The 12,193-nt window shown below is 56.3% G+C and carries 9 protein-coding genes; 8 read left to right on the plus strand and 1 reads right to left on the minus strand.

The features are described from left to right. The first annotated feature begins 68 nt into the window (after positions 1 to 68). The 5 genes from MNODULE_RS09235 (at position 69) to MNODULE_RS09255 (ending at position 5,945) form a co-directional block, all read left to right on the plus strand. Entirely contained in the window at positions 69 to 1,034 is a 966-nt protein-coding gene (locus MNODULE_RS09235) for a DHH family phosphoesterase (protein ID WP_168059135.1), read from the plus strand. Positions 1,035 to 1,037: 3 nt separating this feature from the next. After that, entirely contained in the window at positions 1,038 to 2,024 is a 987-nt protein-coding gene (gene truB, locus MNODULE_RS09240) for a tRNA pseudouridine(55) synthase TruB (RefSeq protein ID WP_168059136.1), read from the plus strand. Positions 2,025 to 2,044: 20 nt separating this feature from the next. Then, on the plus strand, positions 2,045 to 2,314 hold the full coding sequence (gene rpsO / locus MNODULE_RS09245) for a 30S ribosomal protein S15 (protein ID WP_168059137.1): 270 nt from the start codon (positions 2,045 to 2,047) through the stop codon (positions 2,312 to 2,314). Between the two features lie 192 nt (positions 2,315 to 2,506). Next, positions 2,507 to 4,597: a polyribonucleotide nucleotidyltransferase gene (gene pnp, locus MNODULE_RS09250; RefSeq protein WP_168059138.1), complete on the plus strand. Its 2,091-nt coding sequence runs from the start codon at positions 2,507 to 2,509 to the stop codon at positions 4,595 to 4,597. Between the two features lie 91 nt (positions 4,598 to 4,688). Further along, positions 4,689 to 5,945 (plus strand): M16 family metallopeptidase, encoded by a 1,257-nt coding sequence (locus MNODULE_RS09255; RefSeq protein ID WP_168059139.1) that lies wholly within the window; start codon positions 4,689 to 4,691, stop codon positions 5,943 to 5,945. Positions 5,946 to 6,031: 86 nt separating this feature from the next. Here MNODULE_RS09255 and MNODULE_RS09260 read toward each other — a convergent pair whose 3' ends face one another. Continuing rightward, positions 6,032 to 7,423 carry a diguanylate cyclase gene (locus tag MNODULE_RS09260; RefSeq protein WP_168059140.1) on the minus strand — a complete coding sequence of 464 codons (1,392 nt, stop codon included), beginning with the start codon at positions 7,421 to 7,423 and terminating at the stop codon, positions 6,032 to 6,034. Between the two features lie 313 nt (positions 7,424 to 7,736). Between MNODULE_RS09260 and MNODULE_RS09265 the strand changes: the two genes are divergently transcribed. From MNODULE_RS09265 to MNODULE_RS09275, 3 genes are read left to right on the plus strand one after another with little or no spacing between them, the layout of a single operon-like run. Continuing rightward, a complete protein-coding gene (locus MNODULE_RS09265; protein ID WP_168059141.1) occupies positions 7,737 to 9,356 on the plus strand; it encodes a class I SAM-dependent DNA methyltransferase in 1,620 nt (539 codons plus the stop codon). Next, positions 9,353 to 10,618, plus strand: coding sequence for a restriction endonuclease subunit S (locus tag MNODULE_RS09270; protein WP_168059142.1), 1,266 nt, complete (start codon positions 9,353 to 9,355; stop codon positions 10,616 to 10,618). The genes MNODULE_RS09265 and MNODULE_RS09270 overlap by 4 nt, the downstream gene beginning before the upstream one ends. Next, positions 10,603 to 12,096: an ATP-binding protein gene (locus tag MNODULE_RS09275; RefSeq protein WP_168059143.1), complete on the plus strand. Its 1,494-nt coding sequence runs from the start codon at positions 10,603 to 10,605 to the stop codon at positions 12,094 to 12,096. The genes MNODULE_RS09270 and MNODULE_RS09275 overlap by 16 nt, the downstream gene beginning before the upstream one ends. Positions 12,097 to 12,193: the final 97 nt, after the last annotated feature.

Below are 12,193 nucleotides of genomic sequence, written 5' to 3' on the forward strand. Positions count from 1 at the left end.
TCAAGCAGGAGCATACCAAACCCTCCGGAGGGAGGTTGTCTTGACGACGGTACGCATTGGGAGAGTGAATGAACCTCGCTGAAGTGATTTCGGTTCTCCAGGAGAAGAAATCATTTGTCATTACGGGGCATGTCAGTCCCGAGGGAGATGTCATCGGTTCCGGCATGGCGCTGGCGCTGGCCCTCCGGGACATGGGAAAAAAAGCGGAGGTGGTCAACCGCGATCCGATTCCGCAGCAACTTCTTTTTCTCCCCCATGAAGGGCTCTTCACCCGGCAGAAAGCGATTACACAAACAGCCGACGCGCTCATTGTGGTCGACTCCGGCAGCTTCGAGCGGACCGGATATACCCGCCCGACCTCCATTCCCACCGTGATCAATATCGATCACCACATCACCAATCCTTCATTTGGAAATATCAATTGGGTGGTGCCGACGGCGATGGCGACGGGGGAGATGATTTATGATCTGCTCAAAACGATCGGGGCCCCCATCACCCCTCCGATCGCCACGTGCATTTATACCGCCCTCATTACGGAGACAGGCTCGTTTCGATTCGTCAACACCACCTCCCGGGCGCTTCAGATCGCGGGGGAGATGATCGAGAAGGGGGCCGATCCGTTCCGCATCGCCACCGCCCTCTTTGAGGCGAACACGGCGGGGCGGTTGAAATTGCTCGCTGAAGTGCTGATGAAGATGGAGGTCAGCGCAGACGAGCGGATTGCATGGATCCATGTTTCGGATGAACAGCTTCGAAAAACAGGGACCACCTTCGAAGATACGGAGGATTTTGTGACCTACCCCCGCTCGATCGAAAAGGTCGAGGTGGCTGTCTTTTTTCGCGAGACAGGTCCTGAGCAATATAAAATCAGCTTCCGATCGCAGGGAAAGGTCGATGTTGCCCTCCTGGCGAAACGCTGGGGAGGAGGGGGACATACGTATGCGGCCGGATGTACCCTCGGCGGTTCCTGGCAGAAGGTGAAAGAGCGGGTCCTCACCTCCGTGCAGGAAGCGATTTATGCGGTGGTTTCGTAAATCATGATAAGAGACGGGATTCTCAATATCGATAAACCGGCCGGGTGGACCTCGCATGATGTGGTCGCGAAGATTCGCGGCCTCTTGCGGATCAAGAAGGTCGGCCATGCGGGGACCCTCGATCCGGAGGCGACCGGGGTGCTTCCGATCTGCTTCGGAAAGGGGACGAAGGTCGTTCCTTTTCTGATGGACGCCGAGAAGGAGTATGATGCGGTCCTCCGCCTCGGAGAGGAGACCGACACGCAAGATGCCACGGGCAAGGTTCTCAAGACGGTCGACATCCCCGCTGGGATGGCGGCGCAGGTTCGCGAGACGGCGGAATCGTTCGTCGGAACCTACGCGCAGATGCCGCCGATGTACTCCGCCATTAAGGTGAAGGGGGTCCCCCTTTATCGCTCGGCGCGCGCCGGAGAAGTGGTCGAACGGACGGCCCGGACCGTTTCGATCCGGGAGATCCGTTTCAACGGTTTTGAGGGAAGGGACGCCTCCTTCAGCGTGGTCTGCTCGAAGGGGACCTACATCCGGACCCTCTGCGCCGACATCGGCGAAAAGTTGGGGGTGGGGGGACATCTCCTCCGGCTGCGCCGCACCCGCGCCGGTCAATTCCCCATCGTCGATTCGGTCGAGCTGAACCGGTTTTGCGAACTGTACGCCGAGGGGGATTGGGAAAAGGAAGTCTACTCGTTGAACGAGGTGTTGAAGGATCTTCCCGCGGTTTGGGTGAAAGAGCCTTACCGAGAGAAGGTTCTGCATGGCGCGCCGATCGGCCCCGAGGGGGTCTTGAATCGATCCTCTTTTAAAAAAGGAGAGCCGCTTCGCATTCTCGATCCGGAAGGCCGTCTCTTAGCGATCGGCCGCGCCGTTATGAATGAAGATGAGGTGAGGGAAAATCGACAGTCTTTCTTTAAATCGGAAACGGTTCTTTCCGACCTCTCCAAACCGGAAGTCGGCGCAGGGGTGGAAGGATCGATCCGGAGTTCATTATACTAACAAATAAGGAGGAACATCACGTGCCGCTCGTTAAGGAAAAGAAGCAAAGTGTCATCAAGGAAAATGCGATTCATGGGAACGATACCGGCTCGCCGGAGGTTCAGATCGCCCTTCTGACGAATCGGATTACTTATTTGACGGAGCATTTTCAGACCCACAAGAAAGATCACCACTCCCGGCGCGGCCTGATCAACATGGTCAGCCGTCGGAGGAAGCTGCTCGATTATCTGAAGCAGAACGATTTTGCCCGGTACCAAGCGATCATCGGGAAGTTGGGGCTGAGAAAGTAACTCAGCCAATGCAGTGGATCTTCCACGGTGTGAAGGTCCAGCCTAAATAACGTATCGCAGCCGGCACAGAAATACAATGAAGAGCCAATAAGGCGAGATGAAGTGAGGCGCCGCGCGCCTCGCGTTACTTCTCTTTCTTGGTTTTTCATTGTAGTTCTGTGGCCTGCTGCCCTAGTGGAGGAGTCACAGAGTATGGTTCATCGCGTAGAAGCAGAGATTGCAGGGAAAAAGCTCGTCCTGGAGACGGGACGGATGGCCCGGCAGGCGGACGGAGCGGTTCTTGTCCAGTATGGCGACAGCCTCGTCCTGGCCACGGCCGTCGCTTCCAAACAAGCGAAAGATGTCGATTTTCTTCCGCTCACGGTCGACTATCAGGAGCGGGCGTATGCCGCCGGAAGGATCCCGGGGGGATTTTTCAAAAGAGAAGGGAGGCTGAGCGAAAAAGAGACATTGACCAGCCGGTTGATCGACCGGCCGATGCGGCCGCTCTTCCCCGATCATTGGTATTTTGAAACCCAGATCATCGCCTCTGTTCTCTCGAGCGATCTCTCCGCCTCGACCGAGATTCTCGGGATGGTCGGCGCGTCCGCGGCGGTGACCATTTCGGACATCCCCTTCAACGGCCCGATCGGCGCGATCCGCGTCGGCCGGATCGACGGAAAACTCGTCGCCATGCCGAGCCTGGAGGAGATCGAGAAGAGCGACATGAACATCGTTCTCGCAGGAACCGCCGAGGCGGTCATGATGGTCGAAAGCGAGATCAAAGAGCTCCCCGAAGAGGCGGTTTTGGAAGCGGTCGCTTTCGGGCATCAAGCGCTCCAGACGCTGATCGGACTGCAGAAGGAGCTTCAAGCGAAGGTCGGCAGGCAGAAGCGCTCCCCCGTGGCGATCGATCGGGACGAGGCGTTTGAGAAACAATTGAGGGAGACCCTCGTCGGGCCGATTCAAGAAGCGATCCTGATTTCGAACAAGACCGAACGGCAGGAGCGTCTCGATCAAATTCTCAAGGAGAAGATCGCGTCGATCAATACCGGCGAGGTCGATCGAACCCGGGAGATCAAAGCGCTCTTTCACGAGCTGGAGCGGGAAGCGGTCCGGGAGATGATTTTGACCAAAGGGGTCCGGGCCGACGGCCGCGGGCCGGCCGATATCCGCCCGATCACCTGCGAGGTGGGGATTCTCCCCCGCACACACGGGTCGGCGCTTTTCACCCGCGGCGAGACCCAGAGTTTGGCCGTGGTGACCCTCGGAACCTCCGACGACGAGCAGCGGATCGACTCTCTGGAAGGGGAGTGGAAGAAGACCTTCATGCTTCACTATAACTTTCCCCCCTTCTCCGTCGGCGAGGCCCGGCCGCTTCGGGGACCCGGCCGTCGCGAGATCGGTCATGGGGCCTTGGCCGAGCGGGCGTTGAAGCCGATCATCCCGAGCAAAGAGGCCTTTCCCTATACCCTGCGGATCGTCTCCGATGTCCTGGAGTCGAACGGCTCCTCTTCCATGGCGACCGTCTGCGGCGGAACCCTCGCCCTGATGGATGCCGGGGTGCCGATCGTCCGTCCGGTCGCGGGGATCGCGATGGGGCTGATCCTGGAGGGCAAACGGGTTCAGATCCTCTCCGATATCTTGGGACTGGAAGATCATCTGGGGGATATGGATTTCAAGGTCACCGGAACGGCGCAGGGGATCACCGCCTTTCAGCTCGATATCAAGATCGGCGGGTTGACCATCGAGATCATGAAACGGGCGTTGGAACAGGCGAGGCAAGGACGGCAGCATATTTTAGGGAAAATGCTGGAAGCGCTTGCAGCGCCCCGGCCGGAGCTGTCCACCTATGCGCCGCGAATCGTCACGATGAAGGTGAAGCCCGACAAAGTCCGCGAAGTCATCGGACCGGGCGGAAAAGTCATCCGTGGGATCATCGAGAAGACCGGCGTGAAGATCGATATCGAAGACGACGGGACGATCCATATCGCCTCGATGGATGACGCCGCGGCCAAAGAAGCGATCGAGATGGTCAATATGATCGTCGAAGAGGTCGAAGTCGGCCGCGTCTATGTCGGAAAGGTCACCCGGATCATGGATTTCGGCGCCATCGTCGAGCTTCGGCGGGGGGTCGACGGCCTGGTCCACATCTCTCAGCTGGCGCATCATCGGGTCAAGAGCGTGACCGATGAGGTGAAAGAGGGGGATGAGATCACGGTGAAAGTTCTGGAAGTCGACAGACAGGGAAAGATCCGCCTCTCCCGCAAGGAGACCCTTCCTCCCCCTGCGAAAGAAAGTTAAATGTGAATCGTTATTCGTTAAACGTAAGAACGGAAGGTTCAGGGCCTTCCGTTCCACGTTTAACCCTTAACGGATAACGAGGGATCTCCTTATGGTTCGGAAAGTCGTTTTAGATAACGGAATGCGGATTGTCGCGGAAAAGATGGCCTCCGTGAAGTCGGTCTCGATCGGTCTGTGGGTGAATGTCGGCTCCCGGGACGAAGAGGCGCACGAGCACGGCATTTCCCACTTCCTTGAGCATATGTTCTTCAAAGGGACGGAGAAGCGGAGCGCAAAAGAGATTGCCCGGGAGATCGATGCCATCGGCGGCGAGTTAAACGCTTTTACCTCCCGTGAGACGACGACCTTCTACGCCAAGGTCCTCGACGACCATCTCTCCAAGGCGGTCGAGATTCTCTCCGACAACTTCCATCACTCCACCTTTGAGCCGCGCGAGATCGAGAAGGAAAAGCAGGTCGTGATGGAAGAGATCAAAATGGTGGAGGATGATCCGGAAGATCTGGTCCATGATCTCTATACGAAAGATATCTGGAAGGGAAACACCCTAGGTCGGCCGATCCTCGGAACGGTCGAAACGATCTCCGGCATGACCCGCAAGAAGATCCTTCGTTTTCTCAAGCGCGCCTACGATCCGAAGCAAATCGTCGTCTCGGTCGCCGGCCACTTCGATCTCCCGCCGCTGATGAAGGCGCTGGAGAAGGCCTTCGGAAAGTATTCCGCAAAAGAAGTCGATCTCCATCCGAGGCTGGCGCCCCAGATGAGCCCCCATTTCCAGGTGAAGAAGCGGAATTTAGAGCAGGTCCACCTCTGCATCGGGACACAGGGGCTGCCGCACCGCCATCCCGACCGGTATGCGCTCTATGTGCTCAATACGATCCTGGGCGGAAGCGTCAGCTCGCGTCTTTTTCAAGAGGTTCGGGAGCGGCGGGGCCTCGCTTACTCCATCTACTCCTATCCCTCTTCTTATCAGGACGGGGGGCTCTTTACGGTGTACGCCGGGACCGGCGCCAAAAACGCGCCGAAGGTGATCGGCCTGATCTTGAAAGAGTTCAAGCGCCTCAAAGAGAAAGGGGTCGATCCGGTCGAGCTGGAGAAGGCGAAAAACCACATCAAGGGGAGCCTGATGCTCAGCATGGAGAGCACCAGCAGCCGGATGAGCAAGCTGGCGAAGGATGAGCTTTACTTCGGCCGGCATTTTTCCCTGGAAGAGGTGGTCCGCGAGATCAACCGGGTCTCTCTCGATCAGGTCCAGCAGCTCGCCAAGCTTCTCTTCGACTCGAAATATCTCTCCCTGACCGCCCTCGGAAAAATCGATCCGACTCTTCTGCCGCACGATCTGAGCCTTTAAAAGAAGGGGGCCAGGGGTCGGGGATCGGAGAAAAGAATAAAGAGGATTCAAACAGGAGGTCTTTACGGGATTCGTAAAGACCTTTTTTATTTGGTTTTTCCCCGGCCCCCGGCCCCCGACCCCTGGCCCCCGTCTTTTGTCGAGAGGCAGACCCGGTTCCGGCCGGTCGATTTGGCGCGATAGAGGGCGCGGTCGGCCGCTTCGATCAGATCGTGCGGCGAGGCGGCGTTCTCCGGATAGGTGGCGAGCCCGATGCTCACGTTGAGGGCGCCGCCCGGCTGCGTTTTCCCGTTCTTGAACGGATAGTCGGCGATCGCCTTCCTCAGCCGCTCCGCGATGAGCTTCCCTCTCGTCCGATTCGTCTCCGGCATAATGATCGAGAACTCTTCCCCCCCGTATCGGGCCGCGATGTCGGTCTCCCGGATATTCCTCCGGATCAGATCTCCCAAGGTCCGGAGGACTTCATTCCCCATCAGATGGCCGTGCGTGTCGTTGTACTGTTTAAAGTGGTCGATGTCGAGCATCGCCAGCGTCAGGGCGCGGCCGTAGCGCTGGGTCCGGGAGAGCTCCGAGGAGAGCTGCTGCAAGAGGTGGCGATGGTTGAAGAGGCCGGTGAGCTCATCGGTGATCGCCATCAGCCGCGTCATCTCCAGGATTTTGGCCTTTCCGATGGAGGTGGCGGCGATGGTCGAGACGAGGGAGAGGAGAGAGGTTTCTTTCTCGGAAAATAGGTGCGGCTTGAAATCGTTCACATAGAGAATTCCCAAGATCTTTCCTTCGTTCCAAAGGGGGATGGCCGCGACCGCCTCGACCTTTTCTTCCAGGAGGACCGGGTTATTGAACTTGGGAAGTTTTTTCAAGCTCTCGATGGCGACGACCCCCTTCTGATTCAGAATATAGGTCGTCAGCCCCCCTTTCCGAACCCGCCAGCGCCGGACACGGGCGAACTCTCTGGAGAACCCCTTCGACGCCACCAGGACCATCTCGCCGCGCTCCTCGTCGAACATCGCCAGGCTTCCGGCCGGAGTGCGGGTCAGTTCGGCGGCGTAGTCGATCACCGTGGTATAGAGCTTTGCGATGTTCTCGATGGAGGAAAGCTTCAAGCTCAGATCGTAGAGGGAGAGGTATTCGGAGAGGAGCCGCTCCGCTTCCCGCTGGCTTTTTTGCCGCTCGTCGATGAGGGTCCAGGCCAGTTTCGCCGACCGGCCGCTGAGGATCTCAATTCCATCCCGTTTTGAGGCTTGCAACGCGGCCTCGACCTTTGGAGAGCCGGTGACGTTGATGATGATGTCGTTTTTTTTCTTGAGTAAGGTTTTGAAGTCGGCCGTGGTCGGGATGCGGAGGGCCCTGGCGAGGCGGATGCCGGGGGCGGCTTTTTTCCGGTCTGCAACCCCGGTGATTTTAATGAGAGGGTCTTCCGAGAGGATTTCCAGAAGGGAGGTCCCCCCTTTCCCGGCGCCCACAATCGCAATCCGCATCCCGGCGTCTCCTGAGTGACCGGGGGATCATACCTAAAGGAAATACGGATGTCAATGGGGTCGGGGGAGGTGGAGAAAAGCCGGGCCGGACCTGTCCGAGACCTCCCCGAGGTTCCTGATTGATCCACCCTCCCAGGCTTTTCCGGTATTGATCTCTTCCTAAGAAAAACGTATACTCCGGGGGATTCCCCTCCCGGCAAGGGCATTCCCTTCGATTCAGCTTGCCTGCCTTCATATGGCGGCTTTCCGGGATGGCGCATTCCTTCCAAGAGAAATACTGCCCGGTTTAATGATTCGCAGAAAGGGGTTGTCTATGCATTGGGTTGCCCCGACGGAGAAAGACACCGCCACCGACACGCTGGAGAAGCGCCTCTGGGCTGCGGCCGACCAACTTCGGGCCAACTCTGGCCTCACCGCGGCGCAATATTCCCAACCGGTTCTCGGTCTTATCTTTCTTCGCTTCGCCGAGGTCCGTTTTGTAAAGCGGCGGCATGAATTAGAAAAGAGCGCCGCTTCCTCCCGCCGCGGCTCGCGGCTTGACGACCCCACCGCTTACGACGCCGAGAACGTTCTCTACCTCACTCCGAATGCCCGCTTCAATCATCTTCTCAGTCTGCCCGAAGGGATGGATGCTGGCAAGGCGGTGAACGACGCGATGGCCGATATCGAGAAACACAATCCAAAGCTCGCCGGCGTGCTGCCGAAGACATACCAGCTCTTCCGAAGCACTTTGCTGAAAGAGCTGCTCAAGCGGGTCTCCGAAATTCCTGCCAGCCTGGACTACGATGCTTTCGGCCGGATCTACGAATACTTCCTCGGCGAGTTCGCCCGCACCGAAGGCCAGAAAGGGGGCGAGTTCTACACCCCTTCCAGCATCGTCCGCCTCCTGGTCGAAGTTCTGGAGCCTTATCATGGCCGCATTCTCGATCCGGCGTGCGGCTCCGGCGGCATGTTCGTCCAGAGCGCCCGGTTCGTCGCCGAACACCGGAAGAACCCCGCCGCCGAGCTGGCCGTTCACGGCGTCGAGAAGACCGACGACACCGGCCGGCTCTGCCGGATGAACCTGGCGGTTCACGGACTTGAGGGGGATATCAAGCACGGCGGCAACGTCAACAGCTACTATGACGATCCCCACGCGGCGACCGGCCGCTTCGATTTTGTCCTCGCCAATCCGCCGTTCAACGTCAATGCGGTGGACAAGGAGCGGATTAAAGATGAAGTCGGCGCAGGACGCCGCTTTCCCTTCGGCCTGCCGCGCACCGACAACGCGAACTACCTCTGGATTCAGCTTTTCTATTCGGCGCTGAATCCGCAGGGCCGCGCCGGGTTCGTGATGGCCAACTCCGCCTCCGACGCCCGCGCCTCCGAGCAGGAGCTTCGCCGAAAACTCATCGAAGCGCGCGCGGTGGATGTGATGGTCGCCGTCGGTCCGAACATGTTCTACACCGTCACCCTTCCTTGCACCCTCTGGTTCCTTGATCGAGGGAAGAAGAAATCGCCGCGGGCCGATACGGTTCTCTTCATCGATGCCCGACACATCTACCGGCAGATCGACCGCGCCCACCGCGATTGGACGGAGGCGCAGATCAGCTTTCTCGCGAACATTGTCCGCCTCTATCGCGGCGAGGCAGCCGATTTTACTTTCGGCGGGAAAGAAGCCGAAGCGAAGCTGAAAGAAGTTTTCGGAAAAAAGCTGAAATTCTCCGACGTGCCCGGTTTGTGCAAATCGGCGACGCTCAAAGAGATAGAGGCCCAGGGTTGGTCGCTCAATCCGGGTCGTTATGTCGGGGTCGCTCCCGGAGAATCGGTCAGCGATGAAGATTTCAAGGAGAAGCTTGCAACGCTGAACGAGGAGCTTGAAACCCTCAACGCCCAGGCGCGCGCCTTTGAGGCGACCATTGCGAAGAATGTCTCGGAGATCCTCGATACATGAGCGCTCCCCCCAAACCGGCCCGTGAAAAAACGTCGTCACCCGTCTGGCAGGAGTGCAAGCTCAGCGACCTACTTGAAATCAAGCACGGCTATGCCTTCCAAGGAGAATATTTTTCCGGTGCTGGGACTCACGTGGTTCTGACTCCGGGCAACTTCTTTGAGGAAGGTGGCTTCAAGGATAAAAGTGATAAAGAAAAATGGTATGACGGACCTGTTCCTCCAGATTTTGTTTTGAATCAAGGTGACCTCATTGTGGCGATGACGGAGCAGGGTGAAGGGCTTCTCGGGAGCAGCGCAATTATCCCCCGCAGCGGGTTTTATCTCCACAACCAGCGGCTTGGCCTTGTGCAGGTCCGTGACGACTCGAAGGTAGACAAGTACTTCCTTTACTACTTATTTAACTCGCGTCCTGTCCGGCAGCAGATTCGTGGTTCTGCTAGTGGCACGAAGGTTCGCCATACGTCACCGTCGAGGATTGCGGAAGTGAAAGTTAGTGTACCCTCGCTTCCTATCCAACGCCGAATCGCGGGCATCCTGTCAGCCTATGACGAGTTGATCGAGAACAACCAGCGGCGCATCCGGATCTTGGAGGAGATGGCCCGCGCCCTCTACCGCGAGTGGTTCGTCCACTTCCGCTTCCCCGGCCACGAAAAAGTGAAACTTGTTTCCTCTCCCATTGGCCCCATTCCCCAAGGATGGGAGGTTAAGAGGCTTAAAGATGTATGTCGCCTCACAATGGGACAATCGCCAAAGTCAGAATTTTACAATGACATTGGTAAGGGTCAACCGTTCCACCAAGGCGTAAGTGACTTTGGAGACAGATTCCCGACAAATCGGCTTTTCTGTACAGCAGAGGGGCGAGTAGCCGAGGCTGGTGATATTCTTTTCAGCGTTCGCGCTCCTGTTGGACGCATGAATATCGCCGATAAAAGAATCATAATTGGTCGGGGTCTCTCGGCGATACGTCATAAAGATAATTACCAAGCATTACTCTGGGAACAGTTGCGAGACCGTTTCCAGAAAGAGGACATGATGGGTAATGGCGCGATCTTTGCGGCCGTTACTAAGGAAGACATGCAAGGGATCGAGTTGATATGTCCACCTGATCCGATCATCCGAGACGCGACAAGCCACTTCGTGCCTATTCATGCCCAAATCGCTATCCTTTCAAATCAAACCACTAACCTTCGTGACACTAGAGATTTGCTGCTGCCAAGGTTGCTATCGGGGGAGACTTCAAGCCTCAGATGTCAAACGGGATGACTTCTACAGATGAGAACACAAGTACCCCAGACCAAGAAACTGCCGACCCTATAAGAGCAGTCCTCAGGGATTTGGTGACTTGGTCAGAAACCCTACCTACTTGGCAGCGGGATGCATTGCGGCGCCTTTACTTACAATGTAATCTGTCGCAGACAGATATTGACGAACTTCACACGCTTTGCCTCCAGTCTCACGGTCTTCTTGAACAAGGGCAAACTCCACTTATTGCCCAGCCGTTAGAGTCTGCTCATGTTCCGGCGAGCGTAACTTCTTCCGGTCCAATCGCGCTAAAGTCGATTGGATACGTCCAGAACGTTAATGCTCTAGCGAGCGACCAAACGCTGAACTTCTCGGAAACAGGACTGACCATCATTTACGGAGATAACGGTTCAGGGAAGTCTGGCTATGGCCGGGTGCTCAAGCGTGCTTGCCGTGCCCGAGATCAGGAACCAATCCTTCCCAATGCATATTCTCCCTCTGTAGGAAAGCCTACCGCGCGGATAATATATTTTCTGAACGGTATAGTTCAGCCAGAGATTAAATGGCAGGATGGAACTGCTGCACATCCCGACCTTTCACATGTTAGCGTTTTTGATTCTAGGTGTGCCTTAGTACATGTCGACGGAAAGAATGAGCTAGCATACACACCAGTCGTACTCCAATTGCTTCAACTACTTGCCGACAGCTGTAGAGAAGTTAGCACCCGGCTGAGAAATAAAAAAATATCGTTGGAGGGACAGATCCCCAGCTTTCGGAAGCATCCAGCCTCACGCGCAGGGACAGCAGTCAATCAAATTATTCTAACGCTTAGTTCTTCTACACAAGTACATTCTGTACGAAAACTCAGTCAACTTTCTGAGCAGGACAAAATCCGACTCGAAACATTAAGAAACGATTTGGCAACCGACCCTGCTAAAGAAATTCGACGGCTAAAGACCTTGAAGCAAAGAGTGGAATCGCTGGTTACTGTCGCAAGGGCATCGGAAAAAGTTCTTCTGCCGGGAACCATTGATGAGTTGCGGCGGCTGCACACGGTAGCAAAAGAAAAAACGACGGCGGCTCAGTTCGCGGCGACGGAGGCATTCAAAAGGGAGCCATTGCCTCAGGTTGGGTCTGATGTCTGGAAGGAACTTTGGGAAGCGGCTCGGGAGTTTTCTACACGAGAAGCATATCCAGCGTGGCCATTTCCGAATACTAACACCGATGCATTCTGCGTACTCTGCCAGCAACCACTTTCATCCGAGGCTGCAAATCGCCTGAAAACTTTTGAAACGTTTGTCCAGGAGAAGGTTCAGCAAGCTGCAGATGAAGCTAAACAGCAAGTGAGCAGCTTCAACACCGAGATTGGAAATTTAGCAGCTACAAAAGAGAACTTACGTGAGGCGGTTCGTCTTATTCGAGATGAGCTAGACCATAAACAAATATGCATAAAAGTTATCAGGCACCTCACTAGCAGGGTGCTGAAAAAGTCCTTTTAAGGTTGAGTTTGATTGAGTATACTTGCGCAGGATCTAAGGAGGAGGCATCATGCGCGGCATCAACGATTCTCAAAGTGGTCTGTTTAGTTATCTTTCT

The sequence above is a fragment of the Candidatus Manganitrophus noduliformans genome (genome assembly GCF_012184425.1).
Lineage (GTDB): Bacteria > Nitrospirota > Nitrospiria > SBBL01 > Manganitrophaceae > Manganitrophus > Manganitrophus noduliformans.

Coding starts and splice junctions, on each gene's coding strand:
- MNODULE_RS09265 (WP_168059141.1), top strand. CDS start 7,737: ATGCATTGGGTTGCCCCGACGGAGAAAGACACCGCCACCGACACGCTG.
- MNODULE_RS09260 (WP_168059140.1), bottom strand. CDS start 7,423: ATGCGGATTGCGATTGTGGGCGCCGGGAAAGGGGGGACCTCCCTTCTG.
- pnp (WP_168059138.1), top strand. CDS start 2,507: ATGGTTCATCGCGTAGAAGCAGAGATTGCAGGGAAAAAGCTCGTCCTG.
- MNODULE_RS09270 (WP_168059142.1), top strand. CDS start 9,353: ATGAGCGCTCCCCCCAAACCGGCCCGTGAAAAAACGTCGTCACCCGTC.
- truB (WP_168059136.1), top strand. CDS start 1,038: ATGATAAGAGACGGGATTCTCAATATCGATAAACCGGCCGGGTGGACC.
- MNODULE_RS09275 (WP_168059143.1), top strand. CDS start 10,603: ATGTCAAACGGGATGACTTCTACAGATGAGAACACAAGTACCCCAGAC.
- MNODULE_RS09255 (WP_168059139.1), top strand. CDS start 4,689: ATGGTTCGGAAAGTCGTTTTAGATAACGGAATGCGGATTGTCGCGGAA.
- MNODULE_RS09235 (WP_168059135.1), top strand. CDS start 69: ATGAACCTCGCTGAAGTGATTTCGGTTCTCCAGGAGAAGAAATCATTT.